The organism is Alteromonas sp. AO-Serp, assembly GCF_017849675.1.
GTDB lineage: Bacteria > Pseudomonadota > Gammaproteobacteria > Enterobacterales > Alteromonadaceae > Alteromonas > Alteromonas macleodii.
The window spans coordinates 1-23,506 of the sequence record NZ_JAFLMX010000120.1 but is presented as its reverse complement, the minus strand read 5'-3'; the positions used below and the strand labels follow the sequence as shown (position 1 = coordinate 23,506).

At 40.6% G+C, this 23,506-nt stretch carries 19 protein-coding genes; 11 read left to right on the top strand and 8 right to left on the bottom strand.

All coding sequences use genetic code 11. From position 1 onward, the window contains the following. Positions 1-2 precede the first annotated feature (2 nt). From QVA83_RS09190 to QVA83_RS09180, 3 genes are all read right to left on the bottom strand, one after another. The gene (locus tag QVA83_RS09190; RefSeq protein WP_287498384.1) at positions 3-1,103 is read right to left on the bottom strand and encodes a nucleotidyltransferase family protein; all 1,101 of its coding nucleotides are present in this window, start codon (positions 1,101-1,103) and stop codon (positions 3-5) included. Continuing rightward, on the bottom strand, positions 1,100-1,948 hold the full coding sequence (locus QVA83_RS09185) for an HprK-related kinase A (protein ID WP_287498383.1): 849 nt from the start codon (positions 1,946-1,948) through the stop codon (positions 1,100-1,102). Before QVA83_RS09185 ends, QVA83_RS09190 begins: the two co-directional genes overlap by 4 nt. Before the next feature lie 249 nt (positions 1,949-2,197). Continuing rightward, the gene (locus tag QVA83_RS09180; RefSeq protein WP_287498382.1) at positions 2,198-2,896 is read right to left on the bottom strand and encodes a hypothetical protein; all 699 of its coding nucleotides are present in this window, start codon (positions 2,894-2,896) and stop codon (positions 2,198-2,200) included. 237 nt (positions 2,897-3,133) lie between these two features. Here QVA83_RS09180 and QVA83_RS09175 point away from each other — a divergent pair, with 237 nt between their 5' ends. Next, positions 3,134-4,768 (top strand): FAD-binding oxidoreductase, encoded by a 1,635-nt coding sequence (locus tag QVA83_RS09175; protein ID WP_287498381.1) that lies wholly within the window; start codon positions 3,134-3,136, stop codon positions 4,766-4,768. Here the strand turns inward: QVA83_RS09175 and QVA83_RS09170 are convergent. Beyond that, the gene (locus tag QVA83_RS09170; protein WP_252118811.1) at positions 4,765-5,550 is read right to left on the bottom strand and encodes a S1 family peptidase; all 786 of its coding nucleotides are present in this window, start codon (positions 5,548-5,550) and stop codon (positions 4,765-4,767) included. The two genes, QVA83_RS09175 and QVA83_RS09170, sit on opposite strands and share 4 nt — an antisense overlap. Before the next feature lie 33 nt (positions 5,551-5,583). Between QVA83_RS09170 and QVA83_RS09165 the strand changes: the two genes are divergently transcribed. Both QVA83_RS09165 and QVA83_RS09160 read left to right on the top strand, forming a co-directional pair. Then, on the top strand, positions 5,584-6,345 hold the full coding sequence (locus QVA83_RS09165) for a YdcF family protein (protein ID WP_287498380.1): 762 nt from the start codon (positions 5,584-5,586) through the stop codon (positions 6,343-6,345). 78 nt (positions 6,346-6,423) lie between these two features. Beyond that, complete coding sequence (locus QVA83_RS09160; RefSeq protein WP_061486215.1) at positions 6,424-7,254, top strand: PEP-CTERM/exosortase system-associated acyltransferase; 831 nt, start codon at positions 6,424-6,426, stop codon at positions 7,252-7,254. A 437-nt stretch (positions 7,255-7,691) separates the two neighbouring features. On the opposite strand, the gene QVA83_RS09155 is transcribed toward QVA83_RS09160, so the two are convergent. Then, entirely contained in the window at positions 7,692-8,585 is an 894-nt protein-coding gene (locus QVA83_RS09155) for a PEP-CTERM sorting domain-containing protein (RefSeq protein ID WP_287498379.1), read from the bottom strand. A 137-nt stretch (positions 8,586-8,722) separates the two neighbouring features. After that, complete coding sequence (locus QVA83_RS09150) at positions 8,723-11,467, bottom strand: tetratricopeptide repeat protein (RefSeq protein WP_287498378.1); 2,745 nt, start codon at positions 11,465-11,467, stop codon at positions 8,723-8,725. Between the two features lie 164 nt (positions 11,468-11,631). On the opposite strand from QVA83_RS09150, the gene QVA83_RS09145 reads away from it, so the two are divergent. Then, entirely contained in the window at positions 11,632-12,711 is a 1,080-nt protein-coding gene (locus QVA83_RS09145) for a GNAT family N-acetyltransferase (protein WP_287498377.1), read from the top strand. Here QVA83_RS09145 and QVA83_RS09140 read toward each other — a convergent pair. Together QVA83_RS09140 and QVA83_RS09135 are read right to left on the bottom strand one after the other, a co-directional pair. Next, entirely contained in the window at positions 12,689-13,267 is a 579-nt protein-coding gene (locus QVA83_RS09140) for an acyltransferase (protein ID WP_239246854.1), read from the bottom strand. The two genes, QVA83_RS09145 and QVA83_RS09140, sit on opposite strands and share 23 nt — an antisense overlap. After that, on the bottom strand, positions 13,264-14,475 hold the full coding sequence (locus tag QVA83_RS09135; protein WP_287498376.1) for a TIGR03087 family PEP-CTERM/XrtA system glycosyltransferase: 1,212 nt from the start codon (positions 14,473-14,475) through the stop codon (positions 13,264-13,266). The genes QVA83_RS09140 and QVA83_RS09135 overlap by 4 nt, the downstream gene beginning before the upstream one ends. A 188-nt stretch (positions 14,476-14,663) precedes the next feature. On the opposite strand from QVA83_RS09135, the gene QVA83_RS09130 reads away from it, so the two are divergent. From QVA83_RS09130 to asnB, 7 genes are all read left to right on the top strand, one after another. Next, positions 14,664-17,201 (top strand): hypothetical protein, encoded by a 2,538-nt coding sequence (locus QVA83_RS09130; RefSeq protein WP_287498375.1) that lies wholly within the window; start codon positions 14,664-14,666, stop codon positions 17,199-17,201. Continuing rightward, on the top strand, positions 17,198-18,163 hold the full coding sequence (locus tag QVA83_RS09125; RefSeq protein ID WP_287498374.1) for a glycosyltransferase family 2 protein: 966 nt from the start codon (positions 17,198-17,200) through the stop codon (positions 18,161-18,163). Before QVA83_RS09130 ends, QVA83_RS09125 begins: the two co-directional genes overlap by 4 nt. A 2-nt stretch (positions 18,164-18,165) precedes the next feature. After that, on the top strand, positions 18,166-19,275 hold the full coding sequence (locus QVA83_RS09120; protein ID WP_020743977.1) for a glycosyltransferase: 1,110 nt from the start codon (positions 18,166-18,168) through the stop codon (positions 19,273-19,275). Continuing rightward, positions 19,268-20,281, top strand: coding sequence for a polysaccharide deacetylase family protein (locus tag QVA83_RS09115; RefSeq protein ID WP_287498373.1), 1,014 nt, complete (start codon positions 19,268-19,270; stop codon positions 20,279-20,281). The genes QVA83_RS09120 and QVA83_RS09115 overlap by 8 nt, the downstream gene beginning before the upstream one ends. After that, the gene (locus QVA83_RS09110; RefSeq protein ID WP_232375943.1) at positions 20,281-21,357 is read left to right on the top strand and encodes a GNAT family N-acetyltransferase; all 1,077 of its coding nucleotides are present in this window, start codon (positions 20,281-20,283) and stop codon (positions 21,355-21,357) included. Before QVA83_RS09115 ends, QVA83_RS09110 begins: the two co-directional genes overlap by 1 nt. 9 nt (positions 21,358-21,366) lie before the next feature. Continuing rightward, positions 21,367-22,380 carry an acyltransferase family protein gene (locus QVA83_RS09105; protein ID WP_287498372.1) on the top strand — a complete coding sequence of 338 codons (1,014 nt, stop codon included), beginning with the start codon at positions 21,367-21,369 and terminating at the stop codon, positions 22,378-22,380. Further along, positions 22,380-23,506, top strand: a 1,127-nt coding sequence (gene asnB, locus QVA83_RS09100; RefSeq protein ID WP_287498371.1) for an asparagine synthase (glutamine-hydrolyzing), incomplete at its 3' end; no start/stop codon positions are given. The genes QVA83_RS09105 and asnB, both read left to right, overlap by 1 nt.

Here is a 23,506-nt window from a genome sequence, read left to right as displayed (position 1 = left end):
TTTTATTCGAAGTGGTAGCGACCATAAACGATTTTAATAACTCCACGATAAACTTTTACACTAATATGAGGTATCAGGATTTTTAAGGGCATTTTTTTAAAATGGCCCCGTATCATCATAACAAAAGACGAAAATTTCGTTAAAAACGAATCTAATTTGGGATGGCGTGGAATTGCCATATTCACAACAATTAGATTGAAGAAAATAGTTTCAATTTTCGAAAGCTTTGTATCGTTACCATCAAGATTTGTTCCAAATTTTTCTTTAAAGCTGCAAAAGTTGAGCTCAACTAACCTAACCGCATAAATTGCTTCCGTACGGAATCCGAGAGCTGTTGCGAATGATAAGAATTTTTCTAAATGTTCTTTATCATTCAGTGAGCAGAACAAGCATTTTAAATCCCAGAGATCTCTGAAAGGTTTTTCGTAATCCTCGTTAAAGAAAAAGTGAATGATGCAGTGTAACAATCGCCACTCTAAAGAGAGAGTTTGGCTTACACCGTCTACTCTTGCACTTTCTGCAAGTACACTTTCTATGGGTATCGATTTACCAGTGATCGGAGGAATGAGAGTGTGGTGGACATCTAATGTCGTACCTGAGGTTATGTGCCTGAAAGGAGGAAGTTCGTGTGACCATTTTCGATAATATTGCTCATCGTAATTATCTAACCTCTTTTCTCTCCACCCGTTACCTTTAAGAATACTCTCAACTTCATGAAGACATTTTTTATCGACCAAAATGTCTATATCTGACATCAATCTACCATGTGAGTTCTCGTCACTTGCGAGGATGTACGCTGCACCTTTTAGGAATATGGGGTTCACTTCTGCGTTAGATAAGAGCTTTTTCAAGCTATAGCTCTCATTCCGGACTTGCTGTGCTTGCCTTTGAGCATATATAGAAGACGAATCAAGGTGCTTTAGCGCAAAGTGCGAGCGGAGCGCAATATTATTTACAGACAAAATGTTGGCTAGAGTAGCTGTCATATCATTGAAGCGGAGAACTCTTAAAATGTCCTGCCATTTGTCATCATCGAGGTCTTGCGCAAGTCGAGGACTTTCGAAAAGGTTAATAATTTCTTGAGGAGTAATATTGAGCTTCATTTAATTATCTTATGTAGGGTAGACTCAATATCGTCAAAATCAGAATAGGTTATCGCATACGCTTCGGCATCACTCGCAATAGTACATAATTTCTTGAACGCGATATCTCCCAGAATACTATAGTTGAAACTATTTCTGATCAAAATCGATAAGGCTTGCGTCATGTTAAGACTAAGGATTTCAACTCCTGAATCTTTTCTGTATTTTGGCGTAACAACACCAGCAATCTTTGCTGGCTGTAAAGAGTTAAAATGTAGTCTATTCATCGTTTTGACGTGCGCTACATCTCCTTTTTGTGTCCCTTTAGTAACACAAGAAAACATCGCATTTGGAAAAGCTGAGCGGATAATATCAATAGAGTTATTTTTTAATGATGCTGGCCTAAAGAGCGGCGAAACAAAGCCACTAGCTATATCGATAACTGCAAATTCATCTGAGAACAAATTCCAAGACTTTAATCCTAAATAGGCCGAAAGTGTGCTTTTTCCCGAGCCTTGGGAAGCAGGGAAAATAATAGCTTTTCCATTCATCTCTACGACGGACGCATGAATCAAAATCTTACTGTGATCATAGCTTCCGATACACCAATTCATTGCCCATTCAACGGATGGCAGGCACTTGTCATAAGCGACTGGATTAAAAATTCGCTGCCCATCTAGCATAAAGATTTTCTGACGTCGAAAAAACCTTCTTATAAAACTGCTAGTTTCTATATCAATAGTAAAGTCTATGCTTTCATTAACTTCCGAACGATGTTCACTTTCATAGAGCTTGTACAGCTCTCTCTTTACATAATTAGGCAAGTTAAGAAATTGAAAGTTAAAGTCACCGATATCAACTATCAAGAAGTGGCCTCTTTAAATATCCATTTGATGACAATGCTTCGAGTATTGCACTTACTGTGTCATCTGTCGAAGAGCGCTGAAAACTCTTCACCCAATCAACTTGGCCCTCCAAGAAGACTAAACATGAGAGGTTGGCGTGAGTAAAAAAGCTTGTTTCGCCTGTTGCTAATTCAAAAAAAGCGATGCCAGAAAAATCTGGCATCGCGTAATGAATATATTGCTCTTTTAACATTTATCGCAATTTAGCAATTAACAGTTTAACGAAGTTATGCCAACCGGTATTTTCGATGTATCACCTGAAGCAATACCTGATGAAGAGTCTGACCAATATTGATTACCGATTTCAGTGGACAACGCGCTATCAAGAGGTTTTGACCAGCGAGGTGACGACATTTTATTTTCCAAACCATGTTCTACACACATCGAGCCCCAGAAATCTTCCGCAAGAAGCTCTGCTGAAGAGTTCAATATTTTGTCCCAATCAGCTAACCCGAAGTAGATGTTCAGATACATCGCAGCCAAATCCATTTTACTATCACCCGTGTCATCTTTGTCAAAGACTTCAGCAATATTAAAACTAATTTGTTCTACCGTAGAGCCATCTCCAAATGTCACTTGGGTGGTTGATAAGAAATGTGCCATACCTTTGACATAACTATTTAGAGTAGAGCTCGAATGGTGTGAGCCAAAGATTTTTTTAATTTTCTTTTTTGCTTTCCAATGACTACTACAAGCAGATGATTTTGTTAATTTTTTCCAGGTACCAGGGGACCAGCCGCCGGTAATCTCAGGAACGGAACAAGTAACATTTATGACTTTCGAGCCACCAGATATACCAGAAGCGTTACAGGCCCCCCAAACTGAAGTAGATGGAAGAACAGTGATACCCGCGACCGCTCCTGTGGTCTTAATAAATTTGCGTCGACTATTGTTAGCTTGATTGTTCACAAATTACTCCAAAAATTCAGTGACTTCTGCTTATTTCATTACAGGAAAGCAAGAATCGCTCCATAAAAAAAGCACTTATTATTTAGCTGGTTACATCCGCACTGTGTCATTATTGTTAAAAAAGCTGACACAAGTTTACTCTGTACACTTTTACAAAACTAACACACAAATCATAATACATTTGCTTTCAGCAAAGCTATACTTACTCTACATAATTATAATCTTACAGGTTCATCAGTGCTAATTGAAGAGTTAAAAAGTCTTGTTAAAGAAAATGCCGACGTACTTCCTTACTCAGAATCAAATACTTCGGGAACTGAAGGCTTCAAGAGAGATGTGGCTTGTATAGTCCGGCCCATCACATTGGATGTTATTCAAGAACTCATCAAGTTTGCAGGCAGCGTAGTTAATACTCCGAACCAGTTTTCATTGTACCCGATTAGTTCTGGGAAAAACTGGGGTTATGGCTCGTCAATGCCGAGTACAGTTGAAGAAAAAGTGGTGCTTCTAGACCTTTGTGCACTAAACGACATTACCTATTTCGACGAAGAAAATGGTGTCATTTCTATTCAGCCTGGCGTTACTCAAAGCGCTCTATTTGAATACTTGTCCTCCAAACAAACTTCATACATGGTTCCGGTTACGGGCGCTGGCCCAACGACAAGTATTTTAAGTAACGCTCTCGAGCGTGGCTATGGTATTACGCCGATCGCTGACCACTTCACCTCAGTGATGTCGATAAAAGGATTTTTGGCAGATGGAAGCTTCTACCAGTCCTCTCTCCAATGCATGAGCGATATGGCCAATGGTGATAATAGTGAATGTTATGTAGATAAAACATTTAAATGGAAACACGGCCCTTATCTCGACGGAATTTTCACTCAATCTGGAAACATGATTGTAACCGAAATTACCCTATCGTTAGCTCGTGTAAAGCCTGCGTTTGACTCTTTTTATATGCGCTTTTTCGATAAAGAAAGTTTCGATAACGCTTATGCAGTTGTGAAAGAAATTTTCCACAATTTAGAAGGCGTTGTAGGGTCAATAAATTTGATGGATAAAAGGCGTGTCGCCGCGATGGTCGCAGACAACCCCCAAGGCTGTGGTAACCATAAAGTAATGACAGGTGAACAAGTAGACGTAATTTCTAAACATTACGATGTACCAGAATGGACATTAGTAGGAACGGTCTACGGCACACATTCGGTAGCAAAGGCTGCAAAAAGTGATATCAAAAAAATTGCAAAAGGAAAAGCCGATCAAGTTCTGTTCTCTAGCGACCTATTGGTTAGATTAGGTCAAGTTGTCACTAGAAGGCTTAGCCTTCCGATATTAGATAGTGCAAGAGAGCAACTTGAAAAGCTCTCTGCGGGTATGGAGGTAATGCAAGGCAAGCCCAGTCAGGTTGCTTTACCTCTGGCTTATTGGCGCAACCCTAGAGTTCGACCAGATAAGTCACGATTGATGAACCCCGCAAAAGACGGTTGTGGTCTGCTTTGGTACGCCCCTCTTGTACCAGCTAAAGTAAGCTCAATGAGAGCTTTTATTGAAATGGTTCGAAGTATTACCCCAAAATATAATATTGAACCCATGATAACCTTTACAAACCTTAGTGGGATTTCGACTGACAGCACTATCCCAATTGTGTTTGATTTAGAAAATCCGCAAGCAGTAGAAGATGCACACGCATGCTTACAGGCATTGTTTGATGAGGGCTTGAAACAGGGGTTCATCCCTTACCGATTAAACATTCAACAGCAATTAGAACTAAATGCTAACAGTACGTTTTGGAAAACGGCCGGGAAAATCGCTCACGCATTAGATCCTGCTGGCATTATAAGTCCAGACAGATACAACCCTTATAAACCCTAATACTTTACGTCATTTTTATTAAGTATTGCCATAACGTGTTTAACTGGGATTGCGTAACTAATTCCACTTGGAGATGAAAGAGCTGCTTCTTTGCCCTGGCTTACAAAGACTTTGTTAATCACACCCACCAATTGCCCTGTCTCTATATTATAAACAGGGCTACCTGAATTACCTGGAAATGCTGTGGCGTCGAGTTGATATACGAGTTCAGGCTTTTTTAGTCTCTTGAGCATTGAGACTGTCAACTGATCTGCATTCCTCGCAGGTATCGCATCAGGCGTAATAGCTGAGATAAGTCCCTTATGCGTAGCTGGATAAAGTCCAATTGCTGCACCTAAGGGAAACCCAGTAAAAGCAATTTCATTGCCTGGCTTCAATAAAGTTTCGCTTCCCATTTTTAATGGCTTTAGTTCATTACTGATTTTCAATAGCGCTAAATCATGAACAGGATCGATATCGATAATTTCTGCTTTTTGAGCGGTGACGTCTCGACCTTCACCGTGAATAGCAACATAGTGTTGCACAATTTGGGGATCTAGAATTTTTGAAACCACATGATAATTGGTTATGACCCATTTACCGTTGCCAACTACAAAGCCAGTACCAAGAACTTGATTGCCATCACTTTCCAGTGGTGTATACAAACCGATAGCGACGACAGAATCCGTTGTCTTAGACACTACATCAACAAATGAATAGCTTGCATTCGCACTTATAAAAGGTGAAAAAAATAGAGATGTAAAAACTAGTAATACGTTGGAATAGTGCGATAAATAGGACATGATTGACGAATCTCTTTTTTACAAGGTTGCAACATGGAATTGTTAAAGCATATAGTGCTTTTCTTTATATCTCCATTAAACTTAGCGATTTCACTCTTCGCAATGGGAATGCTTCTATCACGAAGAAAACCACACTTCGGCAAGACTTTTAAATTAATGTCACTCGCTACCTTTTTCCTTTTCTCTCAACCATATGTGAGTGACTTACTTCTCTACCCTCTAGAGCACAAGCATCACTACCCGAACACACAATCCGACGGAGACAAACCAGACTATATTTTAGTTCTTGCCTGTTACTATAGCACTTTTGGAAACGTCCCTGATACGAGTAGATGGACTGAATGCTCATTGCAGCGAAACATAGAGGCTTTAAAACTTCATAGAAAGTCAGGTGCTCCAATTTTAATAACCGGAGGCAACTTTCTTCACGATTCAAACGTTAATTATTCTGAAAAAGCCAGAGAGTTTTTCGAGGAATTGGGCGTTAGTAAAGATAAGATAATTATCACCAAGTTAGGCACTGATACGGAAGAAGAGGTTTTGTCGGCCCTTCCCTATATCGCTGGCGCAAAAACTTGGGTAGTCTCGTCAGCAACACATATTTATCGTTTAGAAAACTTGTTTAGCTTTTACAATTGTGTCGGTGAATTTTTTCCAGTCAACCACCATTCTAAAGGACTTCTAACCCCATACCTTGCATTTCCTTCCGCCTCAGCGCTATCAAAAAGCGAACTCGCTTTTTATGAATACCTAGCTCTCATGAAGCAAAAACTAATTTCTAATACAGTGAATTAGTATTACGTATAAAGTCTATGTAATTTAATGTTAAAACTCTGCTAGACTGAATAAAAAGTATCGGATATCGCTTCATCTATGGTTAAAAGTAAAAAACAAACCCTGCTCGAGAAGTTAGGGACTATAGTTGGTGAGAAAAGTAAAATTGGAAAGCTGATTTCAGGGTATAGGAAGCTGGAAGAGGCTAACTACATTTCAAGTCATTTTTCGGCATATTTGGCGCCTGTTGTTGCGAGTTCTAAAGAGTTGAAAAATGATGTTTTTACGATAAGACATGAAGTGTATTGTGAAGAACTTGGATTTGAGCCAATAAAAGAGAGTGGTTTAGAGTTTGATGAATTCGACAGCTTTTCACTTCACTGCTTAATACAGCACCATAAAAGTAAGCATTTTGCGGGCACTGTAAGAATGGTGAGGCCCATGGAGCCCGATGAACAACTTCCAATAGAAAAGTATTGCCTAAACTCCATCACGCGAAAAGATTTAGACCCCTCTCAGTTTGACCGCAAAGATATTTGTGAAATATCGCGATTAGCTGTTCCTAAAGAGTTTCGTCGACGTGTAATGGATAAATTCGCAGGGGCTGGAGTGGCAGTTATCAACGAGCACACATACTCTGAAAAAGAAGTTCGCTGCTTTCCTTTTATTGCAGTTGGGCTTTACCTCGCTGCTGCAGCGCTCGCAATCGAAGAAGATATCAAACACGCTTATGTAATGATGGAGCCGCGTCTAGCGCGAAGTATGAAGTTCATTGGTATTAAGTTCGAACAAATTGGCCCAGTAGTCGAATATCACGGTAAACGCGCACCTTATTATATCAATCAAAACTTGCTTAGAAAGAGCCTTCGCCCTGGCTTTGCAAAGATGCTTGCAGATATATTGAATTCAATAGAAAAGCAAGATTTTTGATTTGTGGGGGTGCCCACTTTCCATAAATTGAGACAAACTTAATTGGAGTTTTCTGCGATGATTAATGCAGGAGACAACTTTGAAAAAATCACGCTACCAGCAGTGCTGACCCACCATAGTTGAGAATCCAAATACGGTGATATAGAAGAGTCTGGCTTCAAACGATTGAACAAGCTTTAAGCAGAAAATGCCAGATTTATTGAATATGAGGCGCAGAGCTAAACAAGCACTACCCAAACGAATAGCCAAGTCGTATACGTGTTAAAGCAGTTAAGGGCTGAACATGGACTGCCAACTCAGCTGCGTATGGACAGCCACATCTAAGCTTTGGAATGAAAACACCTAATTAAGTGCATAACGAAAAAAGCCAGTGAGCTGAGTCACTGGCTTTTGAAAAACCGTCAACATATTTTCGGACGGGACAGCTATGTCTGCTATTACTTGCGACGGCGAAGGAAACCCATACCTACAAGCGCTAGACCAAAAACACCTAGCGTTGCAGGCGCTGGTACAACATTAGTGCTCAAATTACCTGCGTTACCTTGCGCAATTGTAATAATGTCACCGTTAACCGCTTGGAAAGTTGAAGATAGGCTGAACGCGACAGCATCAAAGAAATCAGTTAAGCCTTCTTGAGTTACCTTGTTACTAACAATATTGCCGTTTGCAATACCTTCACCTGGTGCTGGGTCCGCAATGTCTATACCAGCAACCAATTCACCATCTAAGAGACCACCGTAACTTAGGTTTTGAACAGTAATTTCTGGAGAATATTCAAGTTCGCTAAACGAGCCAGACATGAAAAGTGTGTCGTTAATTTCATCAATAAAACCCGCTGCACCAGCAGTTAGGCTCATACGGTCTGTAGATGCAAAGTCGCCAGGAAGAGAGCCTGAATACGCATCAATGATGTAAAGATCAAAAAACGAACCATCTGGGTCCAATGTCAAAGACTGCTGAGGTTGACCTGTGAAAGGGTTTAAGATTGTAGTTTCAATAACCGACAAGCCGCCAAAGTTAAATGCCAGTGTACAAGATGGGCATAAAAACTCGCCTGCACTTCCTGAACTTAACGTACCGAAACCCGTAAGTTGAAGACCAACAAAATCAGTGAAATCACCAGTATATGCTGTTCCCAAATTAACCAAATTACCCGATTGGTCTTGGAAATACTGTAGGAAGTTAAGGGTAGTAACTACGTTACCTGTACCGTTAACTGCACTTGGCTCTACTGGCTCTGGAACCGAAACACCACCTGGAAGTAGAATTGGATCGGCCGCTACTGTAAATGACATTGCTAACGTTGCTGCTACTGCTAATTTCTTAAACATGATGTTCTCCATTGTTTAACCGCTTTTCGGTTTCCCTTGTACTTGCTAGTTACGTGCCAATTTTTAAGGCATTGATTTAATGACCTTTTTTCTCATGGGGAAATTTAACACTGTAATCTTGTAAAAAAACCAGACACTTAATTAAGTAGGCTTAACAACGAAGACTTCCTATCTGTAAGATCTTTATCAACAGTCTTAGTCTGCTCAAGAATTTTTCGAGCCTCCTCAATTTTGTTGAGTCTGATCTTTGCCTCGGCCAGATTTAAAAGTGAACCCGCAAAGACTCTAGCCCCCATTTCAAGCCCTTTCTCAAAAGTACTCTCTAACTTTTTATATTGATGAGTCGCAAGGTATATACTGCTGGCGGTCGACAGCACATTTCCATTTTTGTATCCATTTTCTAACTTTAGAGCATCTTGGATATATTTTTCTGCCATCTCAAAACTCTCTGCCTCAAAATATAACCAGGCTAAATTGTTAAAAACGACAACATCTTTTACACCGCTATCTATAAGTGCCTTATATTGGTTTATAGCTTCGGTAGCGTTCACTGAAAGTAAGGCATCAGCATAGTAACGCTTTAGGATAGAATCTGATGGGGTCAACTCTAGTGAGGATTTGAGGTAGTCTAATGCCTCGCTTTCTTTTCCCATAGCTTTTAATGCCGCCAACCTGTTGCTAAGCAATTTTGCACTGGGCGCTAACTGATAAGCTTTTTCAAATAACTCCAAGGCTTTGGCAAAATTATCATTCTGAAGTTCTAGACGAGCCATTGAATTCCAATAGCCTGATGAGGATACGAAATCCTGTTCATTAATGCCACTTAGAAGGACTTTTGCATTGGTCGAATTGCCTACTGCCAATTCAAAATGAGAACGAAGCAATTTTGCATCAGCACTATTGGCAAATTTTTGATGTGCTTTTCTCGAGACAGTCAAAGCGGAACCGATATTCTTTTCCAGCTCAAGAATATTGCATAATTGGACATACGCCTCTAATGGCGCATCAAACGAATTGATCCAATCATTTAAATCATTTTTGGCCTGACTAAAATCACCGACCCTAAGATTGATACTTGAGCGTGATAGGTAGAAAAAGTCATCTTTATTTTCTTTCGTTATACGATTAAGCTCTTTCAACGCTGCTCTGTAATCACCTTTATCAATTAAAGACGATAAGTAAAGTTTCCAGCCACTCTCTGCAGGTTTATTTTCATATAACCTTGAAAAGTACTGAATGTTGCTGTCCGTATCACCGATTTCGCGGTTTAAAACATATAGAATAGGCTCAAACTCAGATTGTTCATTGAATGACTCTATAAAGTTTTTCACCTCATTTCTCGCATTCTCATATTCATTTTTCTGAAGGTGAAAGGCGACAGATAGAACTACTGGAACTCTATGGTCAGATTTGATGGTTCTCAAAAGTTTTGCCGCTTCTAGTGATTCATCGAACTTTCCTTGTTTAAATAGCGATTGCGCTAAAACTGAAAGCAAAGCCGTGTTGTTCGGTTCGCTTTTTAACCCCTCTTTAGCGACCTCCTCTGATTGCTCAAGCTCGTTACTTCTGAAGTGAGCGAAAGCTAAAAGATATGTAGCATCGGCTGGTTGATTGTTGAGCCGAAGATTTTCCGTAAGTTGAGATTTAACAATTTCTTCGTTTCCGAATTTTAGATTCCAATAAGCGCTTTCAGCACTGGTAAGATCTTCGCTTTCATTGACTTTACTAAGAATACTCTCTTTAAGTTCAGCCATTAAACCACTGTAACTGGCGCCTGAGAAAGTTTCAGCAAGAGCTTTCTTTTCATCAAATGAGAACTTTTCTACATCATAGTCCCCGAGGTCAATATCGTAACCAAGCTTAGCTCTTGTAAGCATTTCTATTTGTTGAATTTGCCCAGTCTTTCTATAGGAGTTAGGTAACTTTTCTAGCGCACGAAAAGCCGCTTCAAACGCCCCCTCTTTAAAAGAGGCAACGGCATATACATAATTCAATCGGCTTGACTCAAGACGCTCTTTAATTGCTGCTTCAGCATGTTTCTTTGCACTACTATAATCCGCTTTAGCTAGTGCAACTTCTGCGTCCAATAAAGAAATTACGGGGTGACTATTAACCTTAGTTTTTAGATTTGTGAGTTCTTTCGCTGCATGTTCTATTTCATTTGAAAGGACGAGACTATTTATTAAATAAACTTCAACCTTAAAAGTTGAAGGTTTTACATATAGATATGACTCAAAATTTTTTGAGGCTTCTTGAAAATCACGCTTTAAAAAGGCTAACCTCCCCTTTAAAAGCAGGGCGCTAGGCTGAAGTGAGTCTTGGTTTAATTTATTGATAAGGGCGTATGCATCTTCATATTTACCTTTCGAGGCCAGTCGATAAGACTCAAACGTAGTCACTAAATCAACGTCAGTTACCTTGTTTTTAACCATTGTGTTTGCGTTTACAGACTCGCCTAACTCAATGTAACTCAACGCAATGTTTAAGGCAGTTTTTTCATCAACTTTATCTACAAGTGTTTCATGCAAATCTACTAATAGTATAACCCCTTCGAAATCAAATTGGCTGAATAAGCTATTTATCATGCCCTCAAACGCTTTACTACTTTCAGGGTCAAGCTCTACTGCTTTTGAATATTCTTTTTCTGCTGTGGCATAATCACCAAGAATCATATATAGGTCAGCAACTTTGCGACGCAAATCGCTATCACTCGGCTGCATTGATATCGCACTTTTATACTCTAAAACTGCTTCTCTAAAGTCACCCTTTGCAGTTAAGGTTTCTGCTTCGGTAATGATTTCTTCAACAGCTTTTGGCGAACAAGCTAAAAGACCGGTTATGGTTATCGCTAAAAAGCACTTCCTACGAATATCTCTGCGCATGCCTACTGTCCTCAATCCTGAATTTTTTTGTTTGAATATGAAACATATTAACCATTCCCAGACTAAATTAATATACAATCCAGTGCTTGTTGTTAAGGAAGTCTAGGACAAAGGTAGGTTCTTACGATTACCAGTCCGCGAATTAACTATTTCGGAGTCTTAAATTGGAAACTACTAGTATCTTTAGTCCTTCGTCTGTTGATTGCCTAGTAGAAAAAGTGTCTAACATTTTCAATGAATCTGACCCTAGTAGCTTTTTTCTTGGTAAACAATGGATAACTTCTTGGCTTAGTGTTCTGGATGAACTTCCTGATATTTACATTTTCAAAAATGACGATGAAATTGTTGGATTTGCCCTTCTTTCCAGAAAAAAAGCGCTGACGTTTCCACCGCTGTATGAAGGCTTTTTAAATCAAAAAGGTCAATCCCATTTTGACCAAGTATGGATCGAATATAATGGGATAATATGCAGGAAGGAAAAGATCTACGAATGCATTTCTGCACTGTTGACAGCTTTTTTCAAAAATAAGCGTAATCAACGCTTAACTGTTTCGATGACTACAGATTTCGAGTGTTGGCAAAATGCGATTTCAGAAGCAGGCTATATTTCTGAGAATACTGAAGTTTTAGGCTACAAATCTGATTTAACACTCTGGCAAAATGAGCTCGAAAAGTTTGAGTTTATTTCAAAAAACACTCATTCTCAATTAAAGCGTTCTATCAACACCATAGAGAAAAATTTAGGGAAAATTTCTTTTTCTTTTGCTTCAAAAGATAATATTTTGAATTACTTTTTCGAACTGGGGGCGCTTCACAAAAAACGTTGGAATGACTCTGAAGAGGGAAGCGGATTTGATAACCAGTTTTTTGTTCAACATCATGTAAACTTTTTGACAAGAAATAGCCAGAACATTGATCTTGTAAAAGTAAGCGCAGGCAAAGAAACTCTGGGCTATGTTTATAATATAAAGTTTGAGAAGACGGTATACTTCTACTGTTCAGGCCTTAACTATGACATCACTCATAAACACATTAAGCCAGGGTATACAATCCATCACGAATTAATGAAACACTATCGAAAACTGGGCTATCTCTGGTATGACTTTTTAGGAGGTTACGCACGCTATAAGGATAGTTTGAGCAGCGCCAAGTATCAGTTCAAAACACTTACCATTTATCGCTCTAGCAGGCAGTTAAAACTGACTAGAATTGCGAAAAAACTTATATCTTTTTTAACACTTTAGCAGGGTTCCCACCTACTATAACCCCCGCAGGCACATCATCAATAACTACAGAACCTGCTGCTACCACACTTCCTCTGCCAATATTGGCCATAACCAGTGCACCGTTGCCCAACCAACAGTTCTCTCCTACAGAGACTTTGGTAAAAACGCCGCCCTGATCTTTTATCGGCTTTTCTGGGTCAGAAAAATTATGTTGTCCTTTGCCACTCATAATGTGCACTCCGCTTCCCAACAAAGTATTTTTCCCAATTGCGCATTTACCAATGTTACATTGCGGCCCTATGTACACCCCTTCGTCAATCTCAGTATCTTGTTGTGAAAACAACGTGGCGAAACCGATGAGAACGTTTGGCGCACACGAGGTCATGACAAACCGATAAAAGCCCGAACGTAAATAACACCCTAGTTTACCGGGTATAAGCGATAGCAGCTGGCTAAAAGAGGAAAGCAGCGAGTCTTTGTTTACCACAATAGACAGCATTAAATACAAAAGCGTGAAAGGAAACATTACAAGTGCACAAAGGGCAAAAAAACTCTTCTTAATTATTGATTTCATATTCGTGCCATTGCCACTTTCAACGGGCTCAGTTGTTGTTCCCAGCTATATTCGCTAACTATTGCTTGATAGCTACGTTGTGCTTTATGTTGTGATAGCTCAAAGTTCTCAATACTTTCCACGCATGCAGCTACAAAGCTGTCCACGTCATCTACTATCCACATGCTGTCGGCGTTGGCAAACGAGATCCCTTCAGCTCCCATAGACGTGGTTATTATCGGTAGTTTACATGCTGCCGCTTGAAGCACTTTGTTCTGCACGCCTCTTGCCAACCTAAATGGCGCAACAAACGCATGAGCTTGGTGAAAATAAGGCAATATATCATCGACAAAGCCCGTGACATCTATGCCATCGCGCTCTGACAACGCCTTTATTTCTTCAACAGGGTTCATACCACCCACGGTAAATTTTGCATTCGGCGCTTTTTCACGAATGAGTGGCCAGCAATTTTTAACAAACCAAAGTACCGCGTCTACATTAGGTTTGTAGTCCATCACGCCCGTGAACAAGAAACGCGGCGCAGTGCTTATTGTCGCCGCGCAAGGCTGTGTTTTCGCTGGATAAAACGCATCGAAGTCTAATCCGTTTCCAAGCACGGTTATATCTTTCGATGAGTCTACTGAAGAATTAAATAGCTGCGCCTCTTCCCTTGCAATCAAAAAGCACTCATCAAACCGTTGGTTTGTTTTAGCCTCAAGCTTTTTTATACCTTTGCTTTCACGCTGGTATACGTAGCGCATTAAGAAAGAAGAAGAATCTGCGTATTGCGCCCACTTATCTGAATCAACGTCCATAAAGTCCATAAACAAGCGACAATGGGTATTGTTGTAATAAGGCGAGCTGAAGATGTAATAGCTTAAACTCGACGCGGTTAACAGCAGCGCATCCTCACCCTCTTTCAGTTTTTCATCAATAACATGTTGAAGTGTTTTTGAGTAAAACGCCCCAACACTTATCGGCAAACCTTGCAGTAAAGCCGAAGCATAACGCGTGAATTTACTACCTAACTGGTAAGAGTTGACCGAAATTCCAAGATGCTTGGCTAACGCTTCGGCATTTTTCTTATCTTCTGCAGTTTCTATGAGAGAAAAAACTTCGACTTCGTACCCTAAGCGATTTAGAAATTCAATTTGATGATATGTTCTAAGTTTTTCGCCCTTATTTGGGGGATACGGTACTCGTTGCGACAACACGCAAACTTTCGACATCAGCGCCTTCCAAGCTATCTTTAGTATTTTTACTTGTCCTGTAGTCATACTACTTCGAACCAAATATAAGGTCAAAGTAACAAATTAGTGATGAAGGCTACACAAGTGGCAATTCCATTGGCATACTAGAGCCATTATGCATATGTTCATCAAGAACATTGCTCACGGAAGAAATAAAGAAAGCAGTAATGACACAAACGGTTGGAACTATCCAGATTGCCTCTTTAGCCAAAGAGACGTGCGGACATTTTAAAACAGGTTTGCCCTGCCCTAAGGGAATGTGGCCCGCCGTCACTCAATTTCGGCTTGCCGCAAACGGAAAACTCCTAACTGATGCTTTTATCAAAACCTCGCAGCTATGGCCAGATGGTTCAATAAAGTGGTTGTTATGTGAAGGTTTGATTGATTTACAGCGCCATTCGGTAAGCGATGAAATAGTTCTGACGTTAGAAGCGGTGGAGAGCGACTCACCATCGAACAAGCTTGTCTCACCTGTAAACAATAACGATGAGGCGCTTTCACTGTCTCTGGACAGTGGCAAAACATTCACAATTAACAAAGCCAAGCCTTTTCAGTTTGCAACCGACAAGCACTTATCCAGCTCTTTCGATATTGTTGATATTACTCCTCAATCAATAACCCCTATTGCATTCTCTTATGCTCTTCATTGCAATAACAACGAATACAGCGCATTAACCGTTGAACAAAAATACGAGATTAGGCTTGGCTGCGATAAAAAGCTGATTGTTGAAACAGAAGCGTCAATCTTCCTTAGTACCGGAACGGTTTGTGCTCATTTAACAATGCGAAACCCAAGCGCTGCGTCACACCCAAAGGGGAAGTGGGACTTGGGAGACCCAAACAGTATTTATTTAAAAGAATGCTGTATCTCGTTCAAAGGTAAATCGCTGCAGCCTACGCTGACGCTAAATTCTGATGTCTTTAGTTCATCTGAACATGAAGAGCTGACACTTCATCAGGCTTCCAGTGGTTTTAAAAACTGGCAAAGTCCAGTCCATGTAAATCAAGACAACGTTAACTCGCTTCCGTTTCGCGGTTTTAAACTTTACCAACCAAACCACTTATTGCTTTCGGGTGACCAAGCAAAACCGCAAATTAAGATTTCAAACAGCGGTTGCACTTTTAGTATTCATGTTGATAAGTTTTGGCAAAATTTTCCTTCTTCAGCACATTTAACAGCAGACAGTTTGAGCGTTAGTTTGTTAGGTTCTAGGCATAGTGAGAATACTGAACTCCAGCCCGGTGAACAAAAAACAAGACGCATTTCAATCGCAACTTTTAACATACAATCGCTGCAGGTAGTCATTGATAGCGCTTGGTTAAAAAACGCATCTGTTTTGCCTTTTCTCCCTTCTAAATCATGCGAGTTTGACTCACTTATAAAAAATGGCATTGAAGGTTCGTCTTCTTTTTATCAAAAGCGGCTCGATATCGACGAATTTGGCTGGCGACATTTTGGTGAGCTGTATGCGGATCACGAAAAGGCACTCGCACCTGACGAGCCCTTTTTCGTGTCACATTACAACAATCAATACGACCCTATATTTGGAATGCTGATGCAGTGGTTGTTAAGCGGCGATCCTCGTTGGTTTGAACTAGCCGATGATCTTGCCAAGCACGTTGCAGATATTGATGTGTATCACACCAGTGACGATAAGCCCGAGTATAGCGGCGGATTGTTTTGGCATACCGACCATTATGTTCAGGCATATACCGCTTCTCATAGAACGTACTCTAAACATCAGCCGTCTGGTGTTTACGATGATCATGCTGGAGGCGGCGGTCCGGGTGGGCAACATTGTTATACCAATGGTCTCACTTTGCATCATTTGCTTACTGGCTACACACCGTCTCGAGACGCCGCATTATCCATAACGCAATGGGTAACCAATTATTATGAAGGCGACGGTACGTTTGTAGGCGCCCTGCTTGCGTTTAAAAATAGCGATATTCCTGGTGTTAAAAATGTAAAAACAGGAAAGTACCCTCTAGACAGAGGTACGGGTAACTACCTGCAAGCAAGGCTAGATAGATACGAACTACAAGGCCGTGATAGTGACATTGAAGCCGCGTCCTATATTATAGCGAATACGGTCTCCCCCACCGATGACTTCGACCAATTGCAATTGGATAATGTCGAAGCAACGTGGTTTTATACTGTATTCCTACAAGCCGTTTGCCGATTTATATCACTTAAAGAACAGCGCTGTGAATATGACTCGAGCTATCAATACGCAGTAGACTCACTTACTCACTATGCCAATTGGATGGCAGTGAACGAATATGCTTATCTGGACAAGCCTGACATTCTTGAGTTTCCGAATCAAACGTGGAGTGGGCAAGACCTAAGAAAACTATGCGTACTGCATTTTGCATCTAACTATTTAACTGAAGCCCAACGTACACTTGCTGAGCAAAAAGCCGAGCAACTAGCAGATGCAATTTTTCAACGCCTTAGTACGAGTACAGAAACGAGTACCACGCGCGTACTTTGTTTAATGATGCAAAACGGTCATTACTCCGGTTTTAAGCAAGCTGCCCGCCCTCTTTCATCGACTTATACACAAAAAGGTCAGGCCTTGACAGAAAAATCCAATTCATTGAGTTTTCTTTTGTCCAACCTTATTGATTTATCTCCGTCAAGAGAGAGAAAACAGCTAGTGAAACGTTTTCCACAACTTCAAAAATGGTTAGGTAAACCATGAGTATTAATACGTCTTTTATCATTCCGCATAAGGGGCGTGAAGACATGCTCATTGAAACACTAACAAGTATTGCGGGCCTAACAACACCTAAAGAACAATACGAAGTCGTTTTGGTAAGTCAGAATAATGAAATTTCAAATACGCTCAGCGCATTTATCGAAACAGTAAATTTGCGAATTGTATATAACGACGAAAATAACACGATTTCACATTCTAGGAATCTGGGTGCCGGCTTAGCGACGGGTGAATGCTTAGCATTTTTAGACGCAGATGTTGCACTTGCTTCGAATTGGCTAGATGTGATGATTGATACTCTCAAAACGCGAGACAATACGGCTCTAGTTAGCGCCATGCAGGTGAACAGCCCTAACGCGCCGCCTTTAGAGAGAATAAGAACGGCGTTAAGCAATGCTGAACTTGATGTGCCTGTCAGTTTTCTACCTGGCCGCAACTTATTTCTTTTAAAGGAAACGTTCGAGGCAGCAGGTAAGTTCCCTGAACACCTTCTTACTTGTGAAGATTATTTCTTTACCGATAAGGTTAGTAAATTAGGTGAGTTGTTTTATACCTCACAAACCCAGTATATTCACATTGGCGAAGACAAAGCTTACGCACCGATGTATAAAAAAGAAATATGGCGCGGCCAGTCCAATATTGCATCTTTAAAAGGAAGGCGCATTCCGCTGAGAGAATGGCCAAGTTTTGTTGTTCCTTTTGCATTTACAGGTGGTCTTTTACTGGCTTTTCTCGCGATAATATTCTCGCAACCTATTGTCGCTATAGTTATGTTAGTAGGCGCTTTACTGCCTTTTACAGCGTACACGTGGCGACTAAAAAGGCTTGCTAAGCAGCAAGTAACTTGGTGGCATTGTTCACTTTTTTATCTGCTTTATTTTCCGGCTAGAGCACTTGGAACATTAATAGGAGTACGCGGCGCTGTTAGTACCAGCTCGCATAAATAACAATGAAAGTTTTACAGTTTATTTGTTCAACCGGTTTCTACGGTGCAGAAAGATGGGTGTTAGCGTTATCAAAGCATTTGCCAGATAGTGTTTCGAGTGAACTTGTTGTTACCTTAGAGCCGGGTACAGAAGAGCTAGAGCTAGTAAAACAGTTCAAAGCGATAGGAAAAACTCACCACATTCCTATGCAGGGTCGTTTTGACCTGCGTGCCGTTTCGAAATTGGCGGATTTAATTCAAGAACAAGATATCGATATTATCCATACTCACGGCTATAAGTCAGATATTTTGGGCGTAATGGCGGCTAGAAAAGCAGGTATTCCGTGTGTTGTAACACCCCACGGCTTTGAAAATGCGGCCGACTTGAAACTCCGTCTCTTTATTTGGTTAGGATGTCAGTCGATGCGCTTTGCCGACAAAGTTGTTCCACTTTCTAAACAGCTAATGAGTGATGTGGAGAAGTTTAATATATCGCCTGACAAGCTTGAGTATATCCAAAATGGCGTAGACTTGTCTGAAGTAGAAGCCGTTAGACAAACAAAAACAGACAAGCCAAAAGAAAAGAAGACCATTGGCTTTGTGGGCCAAATGATCAGCCGGAAAAATATAAAAGCCATTTTAGACTGCTTCGAGTCTTTATATAAAAAGCGTCAAGATATTGAATTAGTACTGCTGGGTGACGGCGAAGACCGCCCCAGCTTAGAGGCGTATTCAAAAACACTGGCTAGTGCCAGCGACATTCATTTTTTAGGCTTTAGAAATGACAGGCTACAGCTGCTGCGCGACTTTGACTTGTTCGTAATGACGTCGACGCTTGAAGGCATCCCTCGCTGTTTAATGGAAGCATGCGCCATGGAAATTCCGGTGTCTGCTTATGACATTGCGGGTATCGACCAGCTAATAACACACAACGAGTCTGGTTTATTGGCTCCTCTTCACAACAGCAAGCAGCTTGAGAAAGATTGGGAGAGACTGTTAGATGACAAAGCGCTCGCCACCTCACTAGCTCAAAACTCAAAGTCGTTTGTAGAAGCCAATTTCTCTGCTAAGAGAATGGCTGATGAATACCTTGAATTATTCGAAGGAATCCTGAAAGAGAGTGTAAATGCATAAACAGGACGTGTTATTTGTTTTAACTATTGATACTGAAGAAGAATGGCAGTGGGACGAAGAGTTTCCGCAGCATAACTGTTCAGTTGAAAACGTTGAAAAGCTTCCTGCATTTCAAACTTTCTGTGAAAGTCTTGGTATCCGTCCTACGTATTTTGTTGATTACGCCGTTGCAAGCAATAATGTTGGCAGTCAAACTCTGCGAACCTTTGCTAAGTCTAACAGCGCGGAAATTGGAGCACATCTACACCCTTGGTGTAACCCTCCCTATTTCGGTAAGACAACCGAAGCGGAATCTCACGTAATAAACCTTCCTTTAGAGCAAGTAGAGCAAAAACTCGATGCACTAAACGCCCTTTTACACGACGAAATAGGCGTTCGCCCACAGTCCTTTAGAAGCGGGCGATGGGGCGTAAGTGCCAAAATGCTTAGATTACTTGCATCAAGAGGCTATGTAGTAGATTCAAGCGTTTATCCTTTTTACAGGAACGACTATTTTAGCTGCCTAGGTGCACCAGAATCGCCTTATTGGCCTTCGTTTGACAACGCACTGGCTCCTGGAGAGCAGCGTCAACTGCTTGAGATCCCTGTTACGGCAGGGTTTAATATTCAAAACTTCTCTCTTGGTGAACGCATTCATAATCGACTATCTAAACCGCCCTTTAATTGGGTTAAATCTGTCGGTCTGCTTTGGCACAGTAAACTTTTAAGAAAGATTTATTTGAGTCCAGAGCTTACCGAAATCGAAGACATGCTTGCGTTAGTCGACCAAAGCATTCAGAAAAAACAACCCGTTATTCATATGTACTTACACAGCTCTAGTTTAATCGACGGAGCAACGGGCCTTTTAGATGGGCCAAATGCATTTGAAACAATATGCGAACGTATCAGCATTATTACCGAACACTTAAAGGAATTTGCCAACGTTAAATTTTGTACAATCACAGAAGCTAAAATTCACCTAAGTAAATTAAATTCATCGAGTGGCATTATAAAGGGCAAGCAATAGTGAGCAGAACACAGCCAAATATTACATTGGGTTTTGCGTCGTCTCAAGATAAAACGCAATGGAATGAATACGTTGTTCAACATGAGTCATCGTCAGCATATCACCAATATGCTTGGCTTGAAGCAGTAAATAATGCCTATGGTCACTCCATCGTTGGCGTTATTGCTAAGTGCCCCCAAACAGGGCAAGTAAAGGGCGTATTTCCGGCCATACTTATGAAAATCCCTTTTATAGGTAAACATATATGCTCTTTACCCTATTGCGATATTGGATACGGTATTGCCGACAACGAAGGTGTCTTGGATGAAATGAAACGTTTTCTTATTGACCGCCTTGTCTTATCTTCAGGCAAAAAGCTTGAAGTAAGGGACGTGGAAGAGAATACGTTTTCAACAGAAGGTTTCCAAAATAAGAAAGTGCGTATGCTTTTGCCGCTTCCAGACTGTAGCCAATCACTACTCGCTAGCTTTAAATCAAAGCTGCGAAGCCAAATAAAAAAAGCAGAAAAAAACGGCCTTACCTTTAAAACTGGAATAAGCAATGACCTCGTCAGAGCCTTTTATCTCGTTTACGCACAAAATATGCGGGATCTTGGCTCACCAGTTCACGCTGAAAAGTGGTTTAACGCAATAATCAAAAGTTATGATAAAAACTGTTTAATCAGTGTGGTTTATCACAATGGACAACCGATAGGTGGTGGTCTTATTATCAAATCTGGTAGTAAGGCCTCTATCCCCTGGGCCTCTACATTGCGGGAATTCAACCGCTTAGCACCTAACATGCTTTTGTACTGGTCTTTGCTTTCTCATTGCGCAGATAATGGCATTAGTATCTTCGACTTCGGGCGCTCAACATTCGAAGAAGGAACCTATAAATTCAAAAAGCAATGGGGAGCCGAGCCCCAGCTTTTAAACTGGCAATGTTTTGATACAAGCAATAACCCTATTGAAAGTTTAAAAGAATCACACTCTGAGCCCAGCAGAGCACGAGAAGTTGCGGAAGATATATGGCGAAAGCTTCCTTTAAAACTAACCATAAAAACAGGGTCACTTGTAAGACCTTATATTAGTCTCTAGAGGCCTATAATGGGAATTTATCGCTTTCTATTAGCATTGAACGTTGTCATTTTTCATTTACTTGATGTTCCAGCTATAGGCCCATTTGCTGTCTTTTCTTTTTTCGTACTTAGTGGCTTCTTAATGACCTTAATTATGAAGGAAACATACGGATACTCTCTTTCGGGCCTTTCAAAATATGCAATGAACAGATTTCTTCGTTTGTTCCCTAGTTATTGGGTTTTGCTTCTAATAACTATTTTGGCTATAGGGCTTGTTGGAAATAGCAATAGTAAAGCGTTTCATCACGCGATGTTTTTACCAACTACTTATTCTGAATGGGCTTCAAATTTGAGTCTTATCTTTTGGTCGCAGACCCCTATAGAAATAATCCCTAGAATGGCACCTGCAACTTGGGCTCTAACAATCGAATTATTCTTTTACCTTATTATTGGGCTCGGGGTTTCTTCAAGTAAAGTTTCAACACTAACTTGGGTTAGTGTTTCGGTTTTATATACTATCTATTTCAATTTGACCTCACACATTGGGTTGGGATACGGAACAATTTGGTTGGCATCTTTGCCCTTTAGTCTGGGAGCAATGGTTTACCATTTTAAAAATGAAATCAGTAAGTTAATTGAAAAGTTGAGTATTGGAAATCTATTGTTTATTGCCTATATTACGAATCTCTTCGTAGCGAGCTTATCTTCTAATTTACTCAATGAAAATCTGTCGTGGAAGGTATCCTTCCTTTCTAGTATTTTGAATTTGCTGATTAGTGCGGTGCTTACTGTACACTTATTCAATATAGACAGATCCCTCAGCCGCAGATGGAACAGCATTCTTGGGAATCTATCTTATCCTGTCTATGTCTTTCACTGGGGAGGGGCACTAATTGCTGCCGCTATTTTCAATGACTTCACCAGAGAAAGTTCAATTATTATCTTTGGCTTTGGGCTAGTCATTACACTTATTATTTCATATCTCGTTGAATATAATGTCTCTAACAGGATAGAAAGACTTAGACGAAGGATTAAAAACTAATGTGTGGCATTGCAGGATTTAGCCTTTTTAATTTCAACGAAGGCGGTGAAACTTCATTAGAAGCTATGCACAAGGCTATTCATCACAGAGGCCCAGATGCCAGCGGCATGTATATCGATGAACATATCGGCCTTTGTCATAGGCGGCTGAGTATTCTTGATCTCTCAGAAGCAGGCAATCAGCCAATGTACTCGAAAGAGGGTGACTTGGTTATTGTTTTTAATGGCGAGATCTACAACTTCCTTGAATTGCGAGCCGAGCTTGAAAACGACGGTGTTACATTTAAAAGTCATACAGATACCGAAGTTATATTAGAGCTATACGCACGCGAAGGAACCAAGTGTTTAGATAAACTAAACGGAATGTTTGCCTTTGCTCTGTGGGACAAAAACAAGCAAGAACTGTTTATTGCACGAGATCGATTGGGTAAAAAACCCCTTTACTATTTTAATGATAATGGTCGGTTTGCGTTTGGCTCTGAGATTAAAGCTATATTGTCGTTGGAGAACATTCCAAGAGAAATTCGCTTAGACGCCGTATATGACTTCTTTGCATATCAATACGTTCCCGACCCAAAGAGTATTTTTAAGCACATTCACAAGTTACCACCTGCTCATTATTTAATTCTTAATAAAGACGGTTTCAGCATTCATGAATATTGGGATTTGAGCTTTAAAAACACCACAAGTGCCAGTGAAGATGCCAATAAAGCGCAGTTAAAGACCTTACTTGAAAAAGTCACTAAACAAAGAATGATCAGTGATGTTCCGCTTGGCGCTTTCTTAAGCGGCGGTGTGGATAGCTCAGGTGTTGTCGCTATGATGGCACAAGACAGCGAAACTCCAGTAAAAACCTGTACCATAGGATTTGATGATAAAGCATTTAACGAAGCTGATTTCGCTCGCGAAATAGCTGAAAAATACGAAACAGAGCACCATGAATTTACCGTTCACCAAAACGTTAGCGACAGACTAGAACATATCGTGAGCTTTTTTGATGAACCTTTTGCTGACCCCTCGTTAGTGCCGACCTTCTTCGTTTCGGAACTGGCAAGAAAGGCTGTAACCGTTGCGCTCGCGGGAGACGGCGGCGATGAGATGTTCGCTGGCTACGAAAAGTACTCGAT